The 23,919-nt window shown below is 44.2% G+C and carries 14 protein-coding genes and 2 pseudogenes; 9 read left to right on the top strand and 7 right to left on the bottom strand.

Annotated elements, in window-relative coordinates; all coding sequences use genetic code 11:
- Positions 1 to 3: 3 nt before the first annotated feature.
- The 4 genes and pseudogenes from ACETMN_RS32950 to ACETMN_RS32935 all read right to left on the bottom strand — a co-directional run bounded on the left by ACETMN_RS32950 (position 4) and on the right by ACETMN_RS32935 (position 4,434).
- Complete coding sequence (locus tag ACETMN_RS32950) at positions 4 to 456, bottom strand: HEAT repeat domain-containing protein (RefSeq protein WP_091012234.1); 453 nt, start codon at positions 454 to 456, stop codon at positions 4 to 6.
- A gap of 91 nt (positions 457 to 547) precedes the next feature.
- Positions 548 to 1,513: a YndJ family transporter gene (locus tag ACETMN_RS32945; RefSeq protein WP_091012236.1), complete on the bottom strand. Its 966-nt coding sequence runs from the start codon at positions 1,511 to 1,513 to the stop codon at positions 548 to 550.
- A gap of 260 nt (positions 1,514 to 1,773) precedes the next feature.
- Entirely contained in the window at positions 1,774 to 3,729 is a 1,956-nt protein-coding gene (locus ACETMN_RS32940) for an ATP-binding protein (RefSeq protein ID WP_411735621.1), read from the bottom strand.
- Positions 3,722 to 4,434 (bottom strand): annotated as a pseudogene (locus ACETMN_RS32935) (response regulator transcription factor). Before ACETMN_RS32935 ends, ACETMN_RS32940 begins: the two are co-directional and overlap by 8 nt.
- A 205-nt stretch (positions 4,435 to 4,639) precedes the next feature.
- On the opposite strand from ACETMN_RS32935, the gene ACETMN_RS32930 reads away from it, so the two are divergent.
- Complete coding sequence (locus ACETMN_RS32930) at positions 4,640 to 6,004, top strand: ABC transporter substrate-binding protein (RefSeq protein ID WP_091012237.1); 1,365 nt, start codon at positions 4,640 to 4,642, stop codon at positions 6,002 to 6,004.
- Positions 6,005 to 6,212: 208 nt separating this feature from the next.
- On the opposite strand, the gene ACETMN_RS32925 is transcribed toward ACETMN_RS32930, so the two are convergent.
- The gene (locus ACETMN_RS32925; RefSeq protein WP_091012238.1) at positions 6,213 to 6,839 is read right to left on the bottom strand and encodes a hypothetical protein; all 627 of its coding nucleotides are present in this window, start codon (positions 6,837 to 6,839) and stop codon (positions 6,213 to 6,215) included.
- A 501-nt stretch (positions 6,840 to 7,340) separates the two neighbouring features.
- On the opposite strand from ACETMN_RS32925, the gene ACETMN_RS32920 reads away from it, so the two are divergent.
- From ACETMN_RS32920 to ACETMN_RS32910, 3 genes and pseudogenes are all read left to right on the top strand, one after another.
- Positions 7,341 to 10,031 carry an Ig-like domain-containing protein gene (locus ACETMN_RS32920; protein ID WP_091012240.1) on the top strand — a complete coding sequence of 897 codons (2,691 nt, stop codon included), beginning with the start codon at positions 7,341 to 7,343 and terminating at the stop codon, positions 10,029 to 10,031.
- 269 nt (positions 10,032 to 10,300) lie between these two features.
- Positions 10,301 to 12,424 carry a 5'-nucleotidase C-terminal domain-containing protein gene (locus ACETMN_RS32915; RefSeq protein ID WP_091012241.1) on the top strand — a complete coding sequence of 708 codons (2,124 nt, stop codon included), beginning with the start codon at positions 10,301 to 10,303 and terminating at the stop codon, positions 12,422 to 12,424.
- Between the two features lie 314 nt (positions 12,425 to 12,738).
- Positions 12,739 to 17,622 (top strand): annotated as a pseudogene (locus tag ACETMN_RS32910) (carboxypeptidase regulatory-like domain-containing protein); the annotation flags it as partial.
- A gap of 599 nt (positions 17,623 to 18,221) precedes the next feature.
- On the opposite strand, the gene ACETMN_RS32905 reads toward ACETMN_RS32910, so the two are convergent.
- Positions 18,222 to 18,662, bottom strand: coding sequence for a hypothetical protein (locus ACETMN_RS32905; RefSeq protein ID WP_411736454.1), 441 nt, complete (start codon positions 18,660 to 18,662; stop codon positions 18,222 to 18,224).
- A 206-nt stretch (positions 18,663 to 18,868) separates the two neighbouring features.
- Between ACETMN_RS32905 and srtB the strand changes: the two genes are divergently transcribed.
- The 5 genes from srtB (at position 18,869) to ACETMN_RS32880 (ending at position 23,066) form a co-directional block, all read left to right on the top strand.
- On the top strand, positions 18,869 to 19,645 hold the full coding sequence (srtB, locus tag ACETMN_RS32900) for a class B sortase (RefSeq protein WP_091012245.1): 777 nt from the start codon (positions 18,869 to 18,871) through the stop codon (positions 19,643 to 19,645).
- Positions 19,646 to 20,102: 457 nt separating this feature from the next.
- Positions 20,103 to 20,648: a 50S ribosomal protein L25 gene (locus ACETMN_RS32895; RefSeq protein ID WP_091012247.1), complete on the top strand. Its 546-nt coding sequence runs from the start codon at positions 20,103 to 20,105 to the stop codon at positions 20,646 to 20,648.
- Between the two features lie 337 nt (positions 20,649 to 20,985).
- The gene (locus tag ACETMN_RS32890; RefSeq protein WP_091012248.1) at positions 20,986 to 21,603 is read left to right on the top strand and encodes a hypothetical protein; all 618 of its coding nucleotides are present in this window, start codon (positions 20,986 to 20,988) and stop codon (positions 21,601 to 21,603) included.
- Positions 21,604 to 21,931: 328 nt separating this feature from the next.
- The gene (locus ACETMN_RS32885) at positions 21,932 to 22,483 is read left to right on the top strand and encodes a DUF4303 domain-containing protein (protein ID WP_223200025.1); all 552 of its coding nucleotides are present in this window, start codon (positions 21,932 to 21,934) and stop codon (positions 22,481 to 22,483) included.
- 241 nt (positions 22,484 to 22,724) lie between these two features.
- A complete protein-coding gene (locus ACETMN_RS32880) occupies positions 22,725 to 23,066 on the top strand; it encodes a hypothetical protein (RefSeq protein WP_047841001.1) in 342 nt (113 codons plus the stop codon).
- An 84-nt stretch (positions 23,067 to 23,150) separates the two neighbouring features.
- Here the strand turns inward: ACETMN_RS32880 and ACETMN_RS32875 are convergent, their stop codons facing one another.
- The gene (locus ACETMN_RS32875) at positions 23,151 to 23,873 is read right to left on the bottom strand and encodes a YheC/YheD family protein (RefSeq protein ID WP_091012253.1); all 723 of its coding nucleotides are present in this window, start codon (positions 23,871 to 23,873) and stop codon (positions 23,151 to 23,153) included.
- Positions 23,874 to 23,919 lie beyond the last annotated feature (46 nt).

The following is a 23,919-nucleotide window of genomic DNA, read 5'->3' as shown; positions in this document are numbered from 1 at the left end:
CGGCTATCTTCTACCTAGTGTCTCCCAAATTCCATGGAGCCAGGAGTCGAACTCAGCATCTTTGTCGCCCTCGTAAGTATCATAGAGATCCAGACGTGTCTTTTGCAGTTTTTCCTTAAATTCCTCAAATGTGTGACCTTCAGGAAGGCTTTTTTTGATCCGCAGCAAAATTTTGTTAGTCCCTTTAAACAGCTCACCTTTGTTTTTGGCAGGCATTTGTACATCTTCATCCAACTGGTTCAGCTTGAGATATGCGGCTTCGCGCACTTGAAACACTTGATCATTTTTCAAAACATGCTGCAGCAACTTAATGGTAGGTTCTGTATTCCAGTTCCCCAATTCGTTCACCGCATTCAGTCTGTCTCTCCAGCTTGACGTCCGATTAGCCGCTCGTTTGAGCTCTTCAAAGTTCTCCGGTAGTTCGTTAACTGCTCCAATATCATGGTTGTTCGTCAAAATTCAATCTCCTTAATCATCGCCATCTCGGCAGAATGATGAATGTTATTTATGTGATCACTATTATAGCACGAACCTGACTAAACTACTCCTATGAAGCCGATTGGTTAGCTTTTTCCTTAATGAAGTCCACCATAAACACCCAACCAATTAGTCCACATAAGACAAAGCCAAACGCATGCAGAGATCCGTAAATGGGAATGAAGTCGAGTATGGTTAAGGAGTACATATTTTTCAGTAACGGATAGAAGATGGAAATGACAACAACCGTGTAAAAGGCTAGGCAAGAAAGGCCTAAGAAGAAGGCCGCCTTAATATCCAAAGTGTTTTTTCTTAAGTAAGCAAGGAGATAAGCGGTGTAAACCACAATATTACAGGCGAACAAAGTAACACCGACGTATTCAATCGGTTTGGAGAAAATCATACCAATAGCAATCAAGATTGGTCCGATGATATCGATGGCAACGACCCAGGGATACCAGCTTTTTTTCGTCATGATGCGTCCCAGTGCACCAATAAAAATGGGAACAATAGCAGATGAGAAATGAAAGTGAACCGAGCTTAACGCGTGCGTTGCAGGATTAGCCTGAAAAAGGTTTATTTGATATTGATATAAGGTAAACCATATGCCCCCGATAAAAAAATAAACGAGCCCCGCGCCAATCGCTACTTCTGCTGCTCTTCCTTTAGAGCTCACAATCGTGGCCAAGCCATAGATGCCAAGCAGTAGGGTGAACAGTAGCCACCCAAGGGATAGAGTTCCTGGGATTGCCGTACTTTCTAACCCCCACATCTTATTACTCATTACCGAAGCTAGAGTAAAAAGCGCAGCGGGAAATTGAAGCCATTTCATAGCAGCATAAATCACTCGTTGATGTGTATTCTTTTCGTCATGGTTCAAAAGCGAAATCACAAGAGGCACAATGACGAAAGCCGCAAACAGTAGAAATTTTTCAACAAGTTCGAATTGAAAGTAATCCAGATAAAATATCAGAATGGTTATGATTCCACCGGGAAATGCGGGTGATTTCATGAGTTGCTTTAAGGAACTATTCATGGGGTTTCCTTTCTAACCTACGTTTATCGTAAGATCTGTCTGCCGTTCAGTACTATGATTTTCCCAAGAAGACGAAAGCTGGATTATTATGAACAGTGCTTTAGTAAAGGAAAAGGAGCTGTGGTATCGAATGAATAAGAATATAATTTCTTCCTGGCTTAATATTGTAGGGTTAAACATACCGATACTGATTTCCTTTACTAGGTCTGTCCGGCGATACTCTTATTGTAATTCAGTGGTACTGAAATGTAATATTAATTTCAAAAATCAGTTGAATCCTGTAAGGGTGCGCTTTGACCATTAGCTTTTCGTTCATAATTTTTCTTCACAGGAATTTCGAAGCTCCAGTCTCCGGAGAGCAGATCCTGCTGACCCGGGCCATCGGATAGGATTAACTGGTTTACGTTGATCCTCAACAGGAACTGGTCTGGAGGTGGCGAGCTCCCAGTAAAGTGAAATCGGATAGTTCCGTTTTTGGCCAAAACTACACCTGAATCCGTGGCGATGCCGGGAACCGCCTTTATCGTTGAAGCATCCAAAGTAAAAGTTGGCTTGACCGATTTTTTTTTCACCCACTGCAACTCCGATATCTGGTTAGAATGCTTCATTGAGTATTGGATACTCAGGCTCTGACCGTCGAAAAGGTAATCATGAATGAGAAGTGTATAGCCTTTGTCTGTCTTGCCTGTTATTAAAGCCATCTCGTTATTTCCGCTTGTTGACGTCAACGTTGAATCTTCATTTTCAGAGAAGACGGAAGGTAACTTCACCACGAGATTAGAGGTAAATGAATTCTTCATACTGAATAGTACCACTGCACAGACGAGCAGCAAGATCATGGGTACAGCAGCTATCCTGGAGAGAGACAGGTGTCGAAGCCAAGGAAATATTCTTTGTTTTGGTAAAAGGTTTTGTTCCGGAAGCACGGTCGGCAACCGATTGATTTCGTTTTGAACTTCTTCCGCAACAGCCACTTGCGTCTGATTAGGTCCGAACCTCGATAACCGTGTTTCAAACCAGGTTGCCTTTTTGCTGCTGTGCGCAGTGATGCCTCCTCCGTGCACCTCGACAATACTTTTTGTTATGGCGAGACCGAGACCTGTACCTCCGGTCTGCTTCGACCTGGAGCTGTCTACGCGGTAGAAACGATCGAAAATAAAGGGTAAATCCCGCTCGGGAATGGGGACTCCATAGTTTTGGATTCGCACAACTAGCATATCTCCATCTTGTGCAATATCAATATCGATATATTTGCCCGTCCGTCCGTACTGGATGGCATTGGCGAGTATATTCTCGTAAGCCCGTACCAACAATGCCCCGTCCGCTTGAATTTTGAAGTCTCCCTCTTGGACGTTCAGCCTAATTTCCATGCCTGCACTCTCGGTAATCGGTACGAATTCTTCGGCAAGCTGGCCAATTAACCCGGTCATATTAAGCTCGCTGAGTTCCAGAGGCATGCCGTTGTTGACCCGTGTATATTCGAATAATTCGTCGATCAATCGCTGAAGCGCCAAAGATTTCTCATATGCAATGTTGACGTAATAACGCATCTCCACCTCATCCTGATAACGATCGTTCTCAATGACTTCGAGAAAACCGAGAATCGAGGTCAGTGGAGTTCGCAGGTCATGAGATACACCGGTGATCAGATCATTTTTGGTCTTTTCCGCCTTGCGTTCCTCTGCAATTGAGTGCTTCAACTGCATACTCATACGGTTGATGCTGAGTGCTACCTCTCCCAGTTGATGATCGGCAATTTCCGGGATTTGATGGTCAAACTGCCCGCTCGCAATCTCCCCCAGACCGCGTGTGATTTCCGCAAGATAATGATCCCATTCGCTGCTCAATTGATTCATACTCTCCGCGATGACGCTTAACTCATCCTTACCCTTAACCCTTACAACTTGCCCGAACCGCCCTGCCGATATTTCCTGCAATCCGGTGTTAATTTCATGTAAATCCCGAATCAAACGGAGGCTGGCAAGGAAGAAAGTAATGGGGAATAGAACGATACCGGTTATGATCATCACGCGAACGGACCCGGCATACTCAATGAGCCAATTAATCGGGACAGCCACATATTCAATTTTTTGCAGCGCTCCCGCCATGACATACGCCAAAAAAATAGCTGCGCCTGTTAAAACCAGGCTTGCAACCATGATCAGCATTAATCTCCACCGAATCGTATACAGCCACTGTGGTTGGATCCTACTCACCCCTTGCTTTTAAATCGCTTTCGATTTTGTATCCAATCCCCCACACGGTTTTAATGATCCGCGGTTCACGTGGATTGGATTCTATCTTCTCACGGAGCTTACGGATATGAACCATGACGCTATTCTTCGACTCCATAAAAGGCTCGTTCCAGACTTCTTCGTAGATGCGATCCATACTCAGCACCATCCCTCTATTGACAGCCAGCATATGAAGGAGCGCGAACTCGCGGGGAGTCAATTTGATTTCCTGTTGATCGACCGTTACCGTGTGGGATGCATTATTAATCACTACGTTTTCGATATGTATTTCGTTCGCATTGCCCAAAACGGAGTTGAACTGGTTCATTCTTCGAAGCTGCGACTTGATCCGTGCGATCAGCTCGAGCGGGTTGAATGGTTTGGTTACGTAGTCATCTGCGCCGATGCTGAGGCCTGATATTTTATCGATATCTTGGCTTTTAGCGGACAGCATAATGATGGGAATTGGATTCGTCTCTCGTATTTTCATACACGCCTGCAAACCATCCATCTTGGGCATCATTAGACCAGTACAATTAGATCAACCTGCTTGGTCTGCAGAATCTTCAACGCCTCCATCCCATTTGCTGCTTGCAGAAGCTTGTAACCTTCGTTATTGAAATAAATACTCATTAATTGGATAATTTCCGCTTCATCATCCACCATTAGAATTGTGCTTTCCGCCATAGATCCTCCCTTGATTCCTGCATCTTCCTTAAATTGAAGAGTAGCACGATAATTATAAGCGATATTTCTTATGCATTGAATAACGTCAGGATGATTTAAGGAAATGATAAGAAGTTCGGTAGTGAGATGATAAGCTTTCACTTCTATACTGAGTACAACACAAGCGAATAATCGTTTGAACAATACATGAGTGGAGGTTTTATTTTTGAAGCATAAGGTATTACAGAAGGCCATGCTCGTTAGTCTAAGTGTTATGTTAATCGGTATTTCAACCGTTTTCAGCACAGGCAAGCAAGTTTTTGCAAATTCGGACAACGAGGCAGATTCGACACGTACTTTAAAAGTATTGTACTGGAATGAAGATGATTTCAAAATGACATATGGAGATCTGTTTAGTCAGAAGTACCCGAATGTAAATATTGAAGTAGTTACACCTGGAGGTATGGAAGCGATTAGGGATTACAACGGGGCCATCCAAAAGTATTCACCGGATCTTGTGATGCTACCCCCTTACCAATACCAACAAATGTCTAAAGATAAAAAACTGGTCGATTTAGAACCTTTAATTAAACGAGATACGTATGACACGACAACGTTATACCCCGGCTTGCTTGATGAATTGAAGGAACAAGGCGGTGGCAAACTTTATGGGTTAAGCCCAAAAGCGGATTCGTACGCTCTTCTGTATAATGCTGATTTATTTAAAAAGTACAATGTTAAAACACCAACGGATGGGATGACATGGGAAGAGATATTGAATCTTGCTAAGAAATTCCCAACCAAGGGAGATAAGAACTCCCGAATTTGGGGCCTAAGCTCCTTTGGATCCAGTAATTTGGTAATGGATATCGCCAGAACAGAAGGATTAACGTACTTGGATCCAAACACCCTAAAGGCTACTGCAAATACAACTGCATGGAAAAATGCTTATCGTCTATCGAGTGAGGCAACGAAGTCCGGAGTACTTGACGAGCTGATCAGTCTGTCCGGCAAAAGTTACTTGGAAAGTAATTCGTTCATTATGGGACGATCTGCTATGAAAGTAGCCTCTATTAGTCAGTTGCAGTCCCTGCAAGCAGCAAAAAATAGTGTGAAGAATTACAAACCTTTCACACTTGGTATTGCTGCCGGCCCTGCGGCTAAGGACCGAAAATCAACAGGCAACGTATATATTCATGAGATATTCGCGATTCCAGCAGGCGCATCTCATGTTGATGCCGCTTGGGATTTCATCAAATATTTCAATGGAGAAGAATACGCTAATGAATACTATAAACCCAAGAACTCGAATAATAGTATCGGTGCTCCTCTATCTCGCATGATTAAAGAGTACTCCGGTTACAAGTTGGATGCATTCTACAAATTAAAACCTAATCTGGATTCATCGATAACAAGTTATGTTCTCATGAACAAGTCACCAAATTTTGAATTGAGATTTCGGTCAATTGTATTGAAAGAATTGACACAGGTAGCAAACGGGAAGAAAACATTGGACAAAGCAACTGCTGCTATCCAATCCAACACTCAAGCCGTTGCTGATAAATTGAAAAAGGCTCAGGCGGCAAAGTAATAGAATCTCTAGCCTTTTATAATTCCCCGAAATATAGAGATCGGGATAGTTCATACGACGTTATGTATAGAGGTCAGCCGTTTTTACTGGGTGGCCTCTTTTTGTTAAGTGATGGGTCTATCAACTTCCTCGGAAAACAAAAAAAGAGCCGCGTATCACGCAGCTCTCCATCGTACTTTAGTTCATTCCGTTCCAGTTCTCTTCTCTTTTAGCGCCCGCCCGTATTCGAAGCCCAGACAGGAATCCAACTGTTCGGATAATTGCTATTGGTCAGCGTTGTGTTATACAGTACTAAATTGCCATCACTTTGCATGACTAGTGTGTCACCCGTTGTGTTAGCTGGTAAGCTGCTCCCGTGATGACCTGGAATCCATGAGGTGGTATTGGGAGACCAAGCAGCTACCTGTACAGAAGTATCAATCATCAAAACTTTATCCCATCCCCAACCGGTGTAATATTCGAATTTACCTGTAGCCGGGTTGAAACCATAGCGATAGCCATATTGGTACACATCTTGATATTTCATTCCATATTTATACATGACGGGTTTCCCGTATTGTGGTTCAAACTTGAACGAAAGAGCCCCACTGTTACTGGTACCGCTACTCCAAAGAGAAGAACCATTCTGATAGATGACAAAATTCCCGTCATTCTGCCATATGGCTGAAAATCTGCCATCTTGCGAAGTGAGATAGTCTCCCTTAGCCATACTTTGGCCGATCGTGAGCTTATCTCCAAGATAGCCAGCAGAAGCAGTCGCTGGTACGGCAAATGCAAGAATCAACAAGCAAGCCAAAAAAACTCGAAAAGATTTGGGGAAAAATAAATGATTCATTGGACACACTCCTATATTCCTTAGAATGGTTGAGGCTTCATACCTAATACAATAAACACTCACAGATAATGCCATATGGCGACGCAGTGTTCGGTCAGGAGTGGTGAAAGAGCAATCAACACATCCCCCAATGATAATTAAAGGGAAATCAGATATACAATGCTCTCCGGTTCACCTCCTTTAATAGACAAAATTAGTTGCTTCAATGCACTATATGTAAATGGATATATTACTTTTTATTCCATTATAGCAACTAAAAAGATAAAATACATTATTTTCTACGAAACTCTATCTGTTCAATAGAGGAAGACATCAATGAATAATGCTACTAGTTTCGATCTCGACTTACGGTTCGTAGTTTCTGCTTGGGAAATGATTTATTTTTATTTGCGGGTATAGGAATTCGAACGTATGTGTCGAATTGGTTTAGAATAAATTTGAAGTATTTAAAAGGGAATTGATTTTATTGAGGAGCCCAGAGAGCGTTAAGAGGAGGAGCATATGTATTTAAGGAAGAAGATTGGAATTATTGTTCTGGTGGTATCCCTAATGGCAGGATTGTTGTGCCTCAAAGCATCAGATAAGGTGTATGCTGCGGCTCCAACATCAACAATTTCGATGGAATATGCGCTGCTGGGAATTGGCACCACCGCAAAGGTATTCTTTACGTTCTCGGAACCGGTACAAGGGTTGGACAATGGAGACTTAACTGTTCCGGAAAGCGGCACACTGACTGCACCGGTCTCTTCGGATGGAGGTTATACGTGGACCGCAACTCTCACACCTAAACCAGATATTACAGATGCAACCAACGTCATAACCCTGAACAACGAAGGTGTGATGAATCTAGGCGGTATTGTAGGTGTGGGCACGTCCACTTCGAGTAATTATACTATTGATACATTAAGACCGACAGCAACCATTGTTGTAGCCGATACGGTCCTTACCGCTGGGGAGACATCACTGATCACCATCACATTTTCCGAAGCAGTTACCGGCTTTAGCGTTGACGACCTAATAGTTGAGAATGGTACGGTGAGTGGCCTTAGTTCCTCCAATGGAGGTATAACATGGACCGCGACATTAACGCCAGCTTTTGGTATCACCGATGCAACCAATATTATCACGCTTGATAATACGGGCATTAGTGATCTTGCGGGCAATATGGGCACGGGGAAAACGCCTTCGAATAACTATGAGATCTATACCGCCCAGCCAACGGCAACGATTGTCGTAGCCAATACAACGTTGAATATTGGCAAGACGTCTGATGTGACCTTCACCTTCTCTGAAGCAGTGACCGGTTTTACGCTTGCCGACCTTGTGGTGACGAATGGAACCATTAACAATCTGGCTACGAACGACAATATTATGTATACAGCAAAATTTACCCCTACTGCCGGCATCACTGTGGGAACGAACAAGATTACACTCCATAATACGGGTGTAGTGAATCAAAGCGGCATAACAGGTATAGGTACAACGGATTCCAATAACTTCGCCATTGATACGGTCAGACCGACAGCAACGATTAACGTCGCCGATATGAACCTGACTGCCGGCAAGACATCAGAGGTCACCTTTACGTTTTCGGAAGCAATTACAGGCTTTACCAATGAGGACCTGACTGTTGCAAACGGCACGCTGAGTGCTGTGCATACATCTGATGAGGGGATTACATGGACTGCGACATTGATACCAACTGTAGGAATTGATGATGGAACCAATGTCATCACGCTTGATAATTCGGGTATTAGCGATTTTGCAGGCAACACAGGCACGGGAACGACTGCTTCAAATAATTACGCGGTCTATACCTCCCGACCAACGGCAACGATTGTTGTAGCTGATGGAACACTTACTCTTGGCAAAACATCCTTGGTAACAATCATATTCTCTGAGGCCGTGTCAGGTTTTGATAACGCAGATCTGACGATTGCAAGCGGTACACTGACTACTGTCCGTTCAACCGATGGGGGAGTGACGTGGACAGCAACGTTAACCCCGCAAGCGAATGTGAGCAAATCGGTCAATGTCATCACCCTTCAAAATACGGGAGTGTTTAATGGTGCAGGTAACGCAGGTCAGGGGATTACGGAGTCCAATCCGTACTCTGTTTTTACTGTACAGCCGGTACAAACAATAAGTCCGAGCAGTCCTTCTGCACCAATGGCCCCGATAGACAATACAATCAAATCAACAACGGGTAAAATAACCGTGCCAATTGGTAAGTCAGGGTTGGTCAGCCTGGGCAAAGACATTGAAATCTCAATTCCAGCAGGGGCATCATCTCGCGAGCTGACATTATCCATTGATAAAGTTTCCAATACGGAACCTTTGCTAACACATAAAGAAATTCTGGCCAGCCCGGTATTTGAACTTCTGAAGAATTTTACGGAGAACTTCCTCGTACCGGTAAAACTGACATTTACATTTGATTCAACAGGTCTTGAGCGTCATCATTCGGCAGCTGTTTTTTATTATGATGAAGTGAACAAGGCATGGGAGAAAGTGGATGGCGGTATTATTCAAGGGAATCAAATCACAGTCGAGGTCAATCACTTCACGAAGTATGCTGTCCTTGTTGTTGATCAAACTAGTGGAAAGCCCATCTTGAATAGTCCAGTTGAACCGAAGACGGAATTGGGCTTTAGCGACATCTCGGGACATTGGGCTGAAGCAAGAATTCAACAAGCGTTACGCAGCGGTATAATCACCGGATATCCCGATGGAACGTTCAATCCGGGGAAGAACGTTACACGTGCTGAGTTCTCAGTCATGCTGATGGGTGCGTTGAATTCACAAAAAGCAGAAGTGGAATTGGTATTCTCAGATAAAACCGAGATCGGAACTTGGGCCAAAATGGCAGTCTCGCAAGCCGTGCAAGAAGGCATTCTTAGCGGTTATCCAGACGACACGTTCCGGCCGAACGCCAATATCACACGTGCCGAGATGGTAGTGATGGTTGCGAATGCACTCAAGGCATCTAATATAGACAATGCTACAACGTCTTTTGCAGATGACAAATCGATTCCTGTTTGGGCGAAAACCTCTGTGGAAACTCTGAAGGAACTTGGTCTTGTAGAAGGAATGGGAAACAACAATTTTATACCTAAATCACCAACCACCAGAGCAGAGGCCGTCGTTCTATTAATGAACATGTTAGAGCATAAAGGAATCGTAGTTAACTGAGCAATATCTCAATCTCTATAGAGTTGAAAGTAAACTTGGATGAAAGATACTCTTGTTGTTGAACGTGTTGAGCTAGTTTATGAGCCGTTATATGAAGGTAATAAAGGCACCCTGCGGGGTGTCTTTAAGTTTAGTCATTAGTAAACATACCTATTCTCTATCAATCTCCCAAATATTTTTACAACCATTTGATATTTTCTATGACTTTTCTGAATTGAACTATGGTAAAATATCTCAGGATCGATAATTGGAGAGGGGTTTTTTCATTCATGTTTTGGAAAAAAGTTTTGGGCAAAAGCACACTGCGTGTAGCTACTGCCGCACTATTACTCACGCAACTATTGGGCGCAGCGGGTTCTGTCTCTGCCGCAGGTAACGATGTAGAAGTACACTTGATTGGAATCAATGATTTCCACGGTCAGTTAGATACCACATCAATCGTGGGTGATAAGAAAGCAGGAACGGCTCCAATTCTAGCAACCTATCTCAAAGAAGCTCAAGCCAAATATGAACACTCCCTACTCTTCCATAATGGGGACTCTGTTGGTGCATCTGCTCCAGCCTCATCTTTGGATCGTGACGAGCCTACCATGGAATGGATGAATATGATGGGCTTTGATGTAGGGTCCTTAGGGAATCATGAATTCGACCAAGGTGTTGCTGCTTTGAAGGCACAGATCTTTGGTGGCCTTGATCCAAAAGAAGGTAAGGTAACGCATGCCGGTGCAAAATTTGATTACGTTAATGCAAACGTCATTGAAACCGCTACCGGAAAAACACTGATCAAGCCTTATGTAATCAAAGAAGTAGGCGGAGTCAAAATTGGATTCATCGGACTAGTGACGAAATCCACACCTGCTAAAGTATCTCCATCGGGGACAGCTGGCGTACGTTTCTTAAGTCCAGAAGAAGAAGTTGAAGCCGTTAATAAATATGCAAAAGAATTACAAGATAAAGGTGTAGAAACGATCATCGTGTTGGCACATGATCCAGCAACCACCAAAGAAGGCGTAACGACTGGAGAAGCGGCTGATCTGGCAAAAGCTTTACCAGCAGATTCCCCTGTTGACGTGATCGTTGCAGGTGATAATCATGCTTTGGCTAACGGTGAAGTGAACGGAAAGCTGATCGTTCAGGCTTATTCCTATGGTACGGCGTTTGAAGATATCAAGCTGATGATTGACCCTGCTACCGGGGATGTAACCGAAAAATCAGCGACTGTTACAACGACTTTCCAAGAGGGTGTAAAAGAAGACTCTGAAACATTGGCAATTATCAAGAAATCATTGGACAAGCACCCTGAACTGACGAAGCCAGTGGGTACAACAGATGGTTCTGTTTTGCGTACAGATGCCTACAATAATGAAGCGCCTCTAGGCAACCTGATTGCAGATGCAATGCGTAAAGCAGACTTTGGGGATAAGGCAAGTGCTGCTGACTTTGCATTTATGAATCCAGGTGGTATTCGTGCGGATCTGCCACAAGGCGATGTAACCTTTGCTGATCTTGCCAAAATCCAACCGTTTGGTAATACTCTAGTAAAACTGGAGCTGACTGGCGAACAGGTTAAAACCTTGTTGCAGCAACAATGGGGTACCAATGCTGACGGTACACCTAATACCAAAACACTCCAAATCTCTGGTTTAAAATACACTGCAGATTTCAATAAGCCGGTCGCAGAACGCGTTACTGGTCTCAGTCTGGAAGATGGAACAACGATTGATCCTGCAAAAACATATACGGCTGTAGTTAACAACTTTATGGCTGCAGGTGGAGATAACTATAAAGTGCTGCTGGATGCTAAATCATCTCTGGCAGGTCCTATCGATCTGGATGTATTCTACCAATACATCGTAGACACGTATAAAGGCGGTAGCATCGTAGTAAAAAATGAAGGACGTATCACAAACCTGGCTGCATCTACCGAGCCAACAGAAACACCCGTAACAACAGAAGTCATTTCTCGTGCTGAATTTGTAAGTGCTCTGGTCGACATGTTGAAACTTAACGAAGTAGCTACAGCACCTGCATTCAAGGATGTTGCCGCTAATGCTGCATATGCAGATGCGATTGCTGAAGCTACGCATGCTGGATTCATTCAAGGTTATGGTGGAAACTTCTATCCTGATCGGGATATCACGCGTGAAGAAGCTGCTACCATTCTTGCTAAATTGGTAAAAGATCAAGCGACTGATAAAGATGCTGCTACGATTATTGCTAGTTTTGAAGATGGTAAATCCGTGTCTGCTTATGCAATTAAACCTATGGCAAAACTGATTGACAAAGGTATTTTTGCTGGAACAGATAAAAAATCACTTCAACCTAAACAAGGTCTGACTACTAACGATGCAAAAGCATTGATTGAAAAAGCTGTTGCAGCAAAAGCTTCATAATGTAGAACTTATTCAAACTTTATATTAAAACAGAGAAACACATCCTATCGGGAGAATGAGCATTCCTCTACGGATAAATCCTCTCATCAAGTAGTTCTTTAATTGGTGAAAAGGGTTTATCCAGGAGAATGCCATATTCCAATTTAGGATGTTTTTTTATGCTTAAAATCCACGATTCTATGGAGAAATCCATGTCAGAATTGGCTCTATGCTCTGGTTACCGCTTAGTGTTCAGAATTTGGTAAGGGCTCTAAAGTAAAATGGTAAGGCAAGCCATATGAACTTGATGAATTTTATCAGTTTCTGTTGTAAGGATGGAATGGCCAAAGGAAAGGGAAAAAGTTTCTGGTTGCTGCAAAAATTTTAGAAGTGGAGGAGATTTTCGTTTGAAACAAAAACGCAATATAGGTAAACCGTTATTGTCTTTATTTCTGGCAATGTTGCTCGTCTTGCAGACAGTGATATACTCCACCGCCGCATATGCGGAGAGTGTGCCAACCGATTCCGGAATGGAAGCCGTCATTGAATCTGACTCACCGAGTGCCGACGAACCACTTTCGGTACCTGAGGCAATGTACGATGCACCGAGCAATTTCGTAGCGATGGCGGCAGTCCCAACGGACAAAACAGCGGTATTTATGGAATCTAATTCAACCTTCCCGCTGGAAGTGACACAGGGGAATGCTGTTATTAATCCAAACGGTATTATTCAGGGTAGACAGCCCTTTACGCTCAAATCGGAAGGGCTCAAGGTACCAGTGAATGGTGATGACCCAAATCCAACTAATGCAGATCCTGAGAAATACATCCAAAAGGGTGACTGGATCGAGCTGAAAAAAGAAGATTACTTCAAGGAAGTGATGCTGCCAACAGCTACTAAAACCTTGAATGCACAGACGGAATCAGGTACAAAACAGCTGGGTACCGCCCATTTTACTCCAAATAGCATCAAGATTGTATTTAACGGTGATGATTATTTTTTCAATGGTGTTGGACGAGGCATTGCCTTCAGCTTTGAATCTACTGCCAATGCAGATATAACGGGATTGGCGTATGGGGATAAAAAGCCGATCAACATCTTTGGTGGTGCATATCAGCTAGAGAACCCAGATGTTACAGCAGAGTATAACATTACTTTAAGCTCGCCTGGAATGATCAGATGGGATCAGTATAGCTATCGCGGAATTCAACCAGCACAATTTGTTGAGGGAGCTGTTACCTGGCAGTCAACCGTATCTGCGTTTGATCAGTTTGATAAAACAATCAAATTGCCACTAGACGGAAAGACCTTTTATACGAATCCCTCAACGTATAATACCAGCTCTGGAAATGTCCGCGGCACCTATATGGAGGATTCATTTAAAGTAAATGACCAAAATGTAACCCCAGTCGTTGGTCCAGACGGATCGCTGACTTACATTTTTCCACAGGGAACAGGTCTAGATCCAAAGGTTGAATATAAAACATGGATTTCAAAGGAAGCTTATTATTACGAGTATCGGAATCCGCCAGCCAATCTCGGTCGCAGCCACCGGGATATGAATGGCAAAGTGGAACTGAGAAAAGACAATAATATATTGGTGCAGTCAGGTTTGGAGATTGCCTTTGCTCCCGACTGGATTCAAGCCAGTGCTTCGTATGATCATGCGAATGAAACCATTACATGGAAGATCGCGGTTAACCAATATAACAAAAAAGGATTAAAAGACTTTACTATCACAAATGTATTACCGGCTGGGCTGGAATTTGAATCAGCTGCATGGCAGACATGGGTAGATGGCACTGTATCTGAAGAGACGCCAATTACACCAGATTCGAACGGCGTTTATTCCTTCGGGGATATTAACGGAAAAGTCGAATTGTTGATTAAAAGCAAGGCGATAAGTGGTTCCAGCTTCCAAATTGACCCTCGTGCCAACTGGAATTTGGATACACCAGGGGGGATACAGAACAACGATGTAATGACGGGTAAAAGACCTATTGCCGTGACGGATGAGGCAATCGTCAGCATTGGCGCACACACGTTTACAAAAACAGGCGCAGTATCAACCGAGGATTATAACTTGGGTAGTATCACGTGGACCGTTAATCTAACACCACAGTACGCCTTACCTAACGCGGCAATATACGATGTCCTTGTGCATGGCGGTGACTTAAACGTCTTGGACAACGCTGTAGATGAAACCAGCGAGGTGAGTGCGGAGACAATTGCGAAAATTAAAGCAAATATCACTTCTGCGCAGCTTTGGAAGCAGTACAAAGCGGGAACTTTGAAGTCGAATGCAACCGGTTTGACGATGAAAGCTATTCCCTTAACCGTAGACGGTAAAGTAGTGGCCGATTTGATCAAGGTGACCGGATACACCGAAGAAGCTGCATCCTTCAGCTTCCGTGCACTTGAGACCAACCCAAACATTCTCTTCAGACAGGATATTAACGCAGGGAAAATAAGCTCGAATCGGGCTTTGCTCATTGATGGCGAAAGCGTAAAACAAGCAAATAACAGCGCCAACTTGCACCTGCGTATGTTGAACAAGGATATGCTCTTTGCTTCGAGGCCATTAAAAGTAGATGGTACATTTGAAAATGTGACGCCGAATAACGTTAGCAGTTACATTAGAAATGATAACAATGAAGCATGGACGATTTCTGCCTATGACAGGACAACCAAAACGGTCACATTCCGTTTAGCGGTAAATATGCCTGGATATAACACAGAAGAAATGGCTAAGGATGGCGGTAATCGAGTCATTAGTAATATTAAGCTAGTGGATACACTTCCCGAAGGCTGGGAATTCGTTCCTTTCTCTGAAACTAAGGATTTCGAGCTTTGGAAAGGATTTTCGGACAATGGCGGAGGAACAGAATATGGTGTTAGAAACGATGCTAGAACTCTAATTGAACCAGGTACTAGTTCTCATGTAGTCCATTTCTCACACATTGGAAACGAGGGTACTTTCACCTTCTCCAAGCTGGAAAGTCCTTATATCATTCTGGTGAAGGCAAGACCTTCCAATGATGCTCTGCAGAAGTATTTAGAGGAATACACCATCAACGGTACAGACAAACAGGTGCTGTATAACAAAGCCGACCTTTATATGACATGGGGTGGAGTGGAGAAGGTTGTCACCGAACAGCGCAAAGTTATTGTACCAATTCAGTCCCTTGGAAAGTCGGTAACTAAGCCAGTTCCAGGAGTGCTGGAATGGACGGTGAACTATACCCCGCCATTTAACATGAAGCAGGGTGTTTATTTGCAGGATACCCTGGGTGCAGGCATGAATTTGCGTTATGAAGAAAACGGAAATCTTGTGCTGACTTCACCTAGTATGGCAGTCTATCCTGCCAAATTGACCGCAAGCGGCACTCTGGAACGAGAGGGCGCAGCACTGGACCTCAGCGACCCGAATGCTGAAGTTCAAGTAGAAGCTGTACCAGGCGCAGGTGGCACTACGGTTCTAACATTTAAAATGGACGACCCTAATCAACTTTACCAGTTTGTTTACCAAACAGAAGTTGATCCATCTACAGCGAAAGCTGGAGACACAATGGGCAACGAGGTAAAACTGGAGGGCGATGACAATCTGAAATCTGTCAGTGCCAGAAGTGAAAGCACGCTGGACAGTTCGGACGTGGCGGGCAGTTCAAGTTCCAATGCCCTATTGCCTCTGAAAAAGGTAGATCCCAATGGCAATCCGCTAAAAGACGTAGAGTTTACACTCTATAAGAAAGACGGCGGAACTATAATCACCAAAGGAAAAACCGATAGCGGAGGGAAACTTAATCTGCTATTCCCTGATCCAGGGTATTATGAGCTGAAAGAAACTTATATTGACACCAATACTTGGCTGCCAACTACAAGAGTATACCAAGTATATGTAGGGAATACGCCAGGGAAGCCCATCTGGGTAGACGGGGTGAAATTAACCTCTGATAATCCGCTGATCGTGCCTACACCGGCCCAAGGCAAGCTGACCATTACCAATAAGGTGGAAGGTAACGGCAGTGATCCGGACAAAGGGTTCGAGTACACCGTGACCATCACAGGCGAAGGTAAGGACAGAGAGTATACCTATAAGAAGTCGGATGATACGTTTGACACGATCAAGAGCGGAGACAAGATTGTCCTCAAGCACGGGGAATCTGTGACGTTCCCAGCCTTGCCTGCGGATCTGGTCTATACCGTAACCGAGGCTGATTATACAACCGTTGACGGTTATACGACGATACCGGGTACGAGAGAGCTGTCTGGCTCAATCGTGAATAAAGGTGATCACAAGGCGGACTTCATCAATGAACGGACCGTTAACAAGCTGACCATCAGCAATACGGTCATGGGCAACGGTGGTGATAAAACGAAGGAGTTCGAGTACACCGTCAACTTTGAGGATACAGGCAAAGAGGCAAGCTACTCTTACTTGAAGACAGACGGCAGCACAGGTACGATCAAGTCCGGCGGTACTTTCCGCCTCAAGGATGGAGAGACACTGGATATTTTGGGCCTGCCTAAGAATCTGAAATACACCGTTACCCAACAAGATTACACAACCGATGAATACATGACTACTCCTGAGGAACGGTATTATACCGGAGTCATGAAAGGCATTGATGAAGATACCCCATTCACGAACGTGCGAGTCTTGAAGGGCGGCCTATTAATCAGCAACACAGTTAAAGGCAAAGATGAAGACAAGAAGAAGCTGTTTAAGTACACGGTTGCCTTCACTGGCGAGGGATCGGACGAATCCTACGTCTATGAGAAGTCAGACGGCAGCAAGGGCATGATCAAGAGCGGTCAGAGCTTTGAGCTTACAGATGGCCAGACGCTCATTGTCCAAGGGCTTCCAACCAATCTTCAGTACAAAGTGACCCAAGATGATTATACGCAAGATGGCTATGTGACTGATCCAGAGAGTCTCATTCACATTGGCACTATTCCAGAGAAAAAGTTGTCTGAAGCACATTTTGCCAATACCCGACCGTATCTGGAAGGCGTGCTGCGTAACAATAACACAGGAGAAGTCATTCCGAATGCACCGATTACGGTAACCGATCTGAAGACAGGCGAAGAGATTCAGACGAAGACGAATGAGAAGGGTGAATATTCAATTCCAGCCGTAGCGGATACCGATTATACGATCAGATATACGAAGATGTATCGGGTAGGCGGTAAGGATGTACCTGTTGAGTTTACGCAAAAAGCAAATGTGAACAGCAGTGTAACGGACGAGACTGTTCCAGCGGACATTACGGCCGTGGGGATCATTCTGTTCAAACAACTGGATGGAACAACAGTGCTATTCAACGATTTGTTGACTAGTCAGATGCATATCTATTTGAAAGACAAGGATGGCATTTATGTTAAGGAAAACGGCCAACCTAAAGCATTTCCTATGGCTTCGAATGGAACTTTCTCTGTGGAAGGGCTAAGCGAGCAGAAGTACACAATGGAAGTTCGCTATCAAGCTGAGACAGGCGAGGAATTGCTCCTCAAAGTAGCGCAACTTGACGTTGAAGCTAACGGAGAGCTGAATATTTCAGAGGAGTTAGTCGACCCTTACGGTACGGTCTATGATGAAACGACAGGAGATGCCGTCACTGGCAAGAAAATTGATGGAGCCAAAGTTACACTGTATTATGCGGATACGCAGCGGAATAGAGATAACGGCCGCACTCCGGGCACGAAAGTAACGCTTCCAAAGGTTCCAAATTTCCCGCCGTACGACAACGAGAGCCCGGAGCAGAATAGTGATGCAAATGGCTTCTATGCGTACATGGTGTTTCCTGAAGCGGATTACTATCTGATCGTAACGAAGGACGGATACGAAACGCATACAAGTGGTACGATTTCAGTCGATTTTGACATTGTCAGGTACGATGTGCCAATGAAGCCAATTCGTTCTGGTGGTGGCACTGGCGGCAATGGTAACAACGGAGGCGGCACCGTAACGCCTGGTCCAGGCACCGTAACGCCAGATCCAGGCACCGTAACGCCAGATCCAGGCACCGTAACGCCAGATCCGGGCACCGTAACGCCAGATCCGGGCACCGTAACGCCAGATCCAGGCACCGTAATGCCAGATCCGGGCACCGTAACGCCAGATCCGGGCACGGTAACGCCAGATCCAGGCACCGTAACGCCAGATCCAGGCACGGTAACGCCTGAACCAGGCACGGTAACGCCTGAACCAGGCACGGTAACGCCTGAACCAGGCACGGTAACGCCTGAACCAGGCATCGTAACGCCAGATCCGGACAATGGTAACGATCAGCTTAAGAACGATAGCAACGCGTTGGACGATGCTCCGAAAACTGGAGATAACAGCGTATCGCCATTCTTGTATATGGTTTTGTCGCTAATGTCCTTAATGACGATCGGGTTCTGTCTGCTCGGGCACAAGAAAAAAAAGCACATCCAGTAATGGAAGGGAAGGCGGTAAGAAAATGAGCAAAACTAAAAAAATTCTTATCGCTGTTTCCTTGCTTGTGTTGGTATTTTCACTTGTTAGTCTTGCGAGGACTTTCTTGCGAGACTATGCAGAGAAGCAGAAAATCGAAGAGTTAACAAAGGTTTGGAAAGAAGGATCAGAACAAGGTGGAGGGGATGCAATCCCCACCACCTTGTTCAATAAAGGCAATGAGCCGGTTATGCTTCCCGAATTTCGAGATCTTTACGAGAGGAACTCAGACATCGTCGGCTGGCTGAAGATTGATGGTACCCGAATTGAGTACCCAGTCATGCAGAGCCCACAGGATTCGGAGTACTATCTCAATCATGATTTTGATAAAAATGAAAATCAAGGCGGCCTTCCTTTTTTGGACGAGTCTAGTACGACCAACAATTCAGACATTTTGCTGATTCATGGTCACCACATGAAAAGTGGTTGGATGTTTAAAGATTTAATGAAGTACAAGGGTGAAAGCTTTTATCAAGAGCATGCGACGTTCCAGTTCAGCACGCTTTACGAAAAGGAAGAGTATGAGATTGTTGCCGTTATTCTGTCAAAAGTTTATCGCAAATCGGACGACGTGTTTAAATACTACCAGATTGAGAATGTAAATACGCCCGCCGAGTTCGATTCATATGTTCAGAATATCAAACAACTCTCTCTTTATGACACAGGCGTAACAGCACAGTATGGTGACAAGCTTATTGTACTGTCCACATGCGAGTATTCGACCGAAAACGGTAGGCTAGCGGTGGTGGCCCGAAAGCGTTAATTGACGATGCTGAAACACAAAATCAATCTGCTTTATTTCGCGTTCTCTCCTTAGAGGACGCGATTTTTATTGTCCCCGAAATAAGGTGCTCATGGACATGTGGCTTGAGGAATTACGCAGGTCGATAAATTCTGACGAATCCAACGAGTATCGAGGATGTATACATTTGAGATGAGGACATGAAGGCCTGTTCCAGTCGTCAAAATGGGATATGGCGGGTTAAATCGACAAATCGATGTTTCTATGATAGGGTTGAAGCATCCCATAGGCATTCTACTCTTCGGAGTAGAGTGCCTTCATGTATATTATGGGTGCTTACATTAAATGTATTTTAAAATCAATTGGATCGTATATGGAGGTGGTGATGCTATGTTTCTCTCTTTAGCCCCAACAGGGGATGGTTGGATGAGTATGAAAAATGTGAAAATATCATTTAATAAAGAGGAGCGAACATAGCATGACTACTAGTTTTCAGGCGGAGACCCGCATTCCATTAAATTCTTCTCGACTTAAGGATCTACGTAAATCCGGGCGCTTGCCAGGTATTGTGTTTGGCAAAAATACGGAGAATGAGATGATTCATATTCCAACAATAGAATTTCAAAAATGGTTGAAGCATGGAGCGTCTGGTTTTATTGAATTGCAGTTTGAAGATAAAGGCTCATTGACCGTATTATTGGAAGACCTTCAACGGGATTCGGTTACACGAAATTTGATTCATGTGGATTTTCAACAGGTGCAGACCAATGAGATCATGCGGACAAAAATTCCTGTCAAGTTCAATGGCACACCGATTGGCACAAAGCAAGGCGGAGTCGTGCAAGTTCAATTATCTTCTATTGAAGTGGAGGCATTGCCGAGACACTTGCCAACGTCGATTGAATTTGACATTAGTGCTATGGAAGTTGGAGAAACGCTACATGTAAGTGATGCTACGTTTGCACCAGATGTGACGGTGATCTCTGAGGGGAATGAGTCTCTACTCTCTGTAGTTAAACCTTAACAATTCCAAATTTTCAAAGCTGAATAAATTCAAAATTAGCCGTACGGGTGATAATCCGTACGGCTAATTTGTGTTGATTACGAGGTGTCGCGTGCTTCCATCCTCACAAGGTGGGTAGTCTGGAATTCACGTCACGTATGTCTTTTGCTCGCGTACAGGCGCAAATGATCCTGATATTTCGTTACCCTTTCAAAGTTCACTCGCAAAATTCAGGTGTAAAGTAGGTAGACTCAAGAAAGGTAATCACTATAATGGAAATAAGATACATATATAGTTGAACCTGAACCGCTAAGGTCATTGGCATAACATTTCTAAACAGGGCGGTGAGCGAAAAGAAATGGACAAATTAAAGCATAGCGGATTCTATAAACTGAGATTCTTCATCACTCCTGAAGAGTTTAAAAGCCTTTTGCAGCTTTTGGAGCATCGGCAAGCGCAATTCTATCGTACCAATGCTGCCCGAACAGAGCATGATTATAATCAGGTGTACGAGGAGTATCAGACGTTCTATCAGTATTTTGTGGCAGGAGAAAAGAGAGATGACATCCATCCCTTCTTTGTTTACTCTATTTCTATTGCATCGGATCAAGAAAGTTCAGGATTTTTTGTGAGAAATGAAGGGGTTTCTTTTCCATATCATGAACAATGGGCAGAGGATGAACTGCCGTGTATCTTACTTTCATTTCCGAAAGGATTCCGAGTTAATTTGGAAGATGAAAAAGGAAAGTACTATATATATGAGGATATCCGGGAACATAAACCGGCAACTTATGCGTTTTTCGATGAAATAAGAGACTCTATCAAAAAAATAACTAAACCCCTTCGCTTCTCAGCCCTTGATGCAGATGCGATGAAGGAGCAAAAGCCCTCTGTTCGTATAAGCCATGATGCAGTCCACGGCTTGAGCCAATCGTGGATATTCGGTAAATATGGACTTGTGGTTCATGGCAAATAGGAGGGGGACGGAATGATGTTCGCCCTAAAGCTTATCTGTACCTGGGTACTGCTAGTTGCCTCATGTTCAGCAGTATGGTGGAGCTTCAGGACAGAAAAGCTTATAACCGTCTCCTGGTTGGCATTTTTGCTACCTGCTGTCTTCCAGCTTGTTACCGCTTTCCGGATGGGTCCAGGCCAAGCAAAGTCACTCATCGTGTTCGGCTGCATTAATTTGGTGTTTGCTGCCCTTGTGGGTGCAGGTGTCTGGTATCTAGTCCAAATAGCCAATTCATATCGAAGGGGCAAATGAACAACGAATGGAAAGGGGAACTCTAATTGTGAAGCCGATGCAAGAAATAGAGACACTGGCCATAGAGATCGCCGCTGCCGCCAGAACGTCATTTTGCACCCTTTTTGAAAATGGTGAACGTTACTATTATTGTACGTTGTACACTACTGGCGAGGGACATGCCCCAAGCATCTCCGCTTGGTCGTGGGAAGCTTTGGCGTTGGAATCGGCTAGGCAAGCAGAGGAAAGTGATACGCCGGTATCCACGATTGCGGATCTCATCAAATGGTCGTATGCGGATTCGCCCTATTGTTGTTTTGGGGATGATCACTTTGACGGTGTCAAACAACGATATAACGAGCGTCCTTTCATTGCGGAACTGGAGAATGATGATTGGAATCGTGAATTGGATGTGAGGCTGAACGCCATGGAGCTGGCGATGAAAATGCTCGATGATGAAGGCATATTTGCCTTAAATCAAACGCGAGAGTCCGTATGTGTCCTTGTTGAAGTCATGCCGCCAGATGAGATCAATACTGAAATCGCCTTACGTTTAAATCGGGCGGAATCTCCGGCTATGCAAGCATGGTTGGTGGAGGCGGCAGAATAGAAGTATCTGCATGTGGGGAGTTTTGACCGTCTATGATGTACCATTTCGACTCAATTGGCCAATAAGATGATAGTGGCAGTGTTCTATAATTCGCGAACCACCTTTGTACAGTAAAGGGTGGCTTTTTTCGTGTTTGCGACCACTGTACAAACACACTTTTTCTACCTTGTCCACATTTATACCTTACCAAAACCATTCAATTGCATTTAATAGACTATCAATAAAAAAGGAGGTTTTGAGAATGGGAAATAGAAGACCTGGAGCACCTAGAGGTGGTTATGACCCTGTTCAGATCTATAACTCTACTTCGTTTAATGCAAGTGGGGTAGTGGAGTATGCATCCATCTTTTGTAGCAACGATAGATATAGTGTTCAGCGTGACGAGACTTGGAGATCTTCCGACCGTGGTGTGTGCCTGGTAACTAGAATCACCGCGACGGTTAGAACACCGAGTGGAAATATTGAAGCCGAGCCATATACCTCTTCAGGTACGTCGTACAGCCAGTTCGCCATTATACAGGTAGGGGTAAATCAGTTCCGAGTGACACGTGTTACAAGTGCGATTAGAAAATGCCGGAAATAACCGAAGAGGGTTAGTATTGAGATTAGGTACGAAATATGAAGAGACGACTTGCCCGGGCTAGCAGGCAGGTCGCCTTTTTTCGTTTTAATGTTTCTTGTACCATAATATTCTGCGGTACATCGAGGAGTCTTTCATACGTCGGAAAGGGCGCAAATCCGGTTGATAATTTCCTTCGATGATCCAAATTCGCCGTTTCTTGTCGACGGCTATATCGAACCCGACTTGTCTAAGCATGGGGTAATGCTCTCCCAATCGATTAGCGGCTAATCGTGCAACTTGTTCCGCTCTAACAAGCAAGCGCCGATCCCCAATTCGAGCTAATTTCAGTGCCTTAAGCACTGGAATGGGGCGGTTATTCACATTGGTGACTTGATATCCTTGTGCTGCAACTTTAGCATAGGAACCTGTCACGTTCCAAGTGGACGAGGGGCTTTTTTTGCGCTGAACCATGATCCGAATGTCGAACGGCCTGTGTTTAATTTGAGCAAGCTGCAGACGCTTTTGGACAATATATTCATCAGTTTTGTTTGTTTGTTCGAGCCATTCGAGTAACTGCTCGTTGTCTCTCATGGTGACCGTGTTATTTTCATTTTGAATACGATAAGCATTTGCGCCGTCTCGTCTAATGAACAGGATATCCCTTCCGTAACTCCCATTGCGAGGCTTCAGTACAACGCTGGGATATTGAAGAAACATCTTCGTTAGCGTTTCCTTCTCAAGCAACTGTGTTTCTGGCAATCGTTCAGCGAGAGAAGGCTCATCGCGCAGAATGCCATACTGCAACCATTTGTCTCTATCGAATAACATTGGAATCACAGCCTTTTTCAATCGTCTACGGTCATTCTAATTCAAA

This window comes from Paenibacillus sp. M2 (genome assembly GCF_046713495.1).
GTDB lineage: Bacteria > Bacillota > Bacilli > Paenibacillales > Paenibacillaceae > Paenibacillus > Paenibacillus amylolyticus_B.
This window is presented reverse-complemented; position numbering and strand designations above follow the sequence as displayed.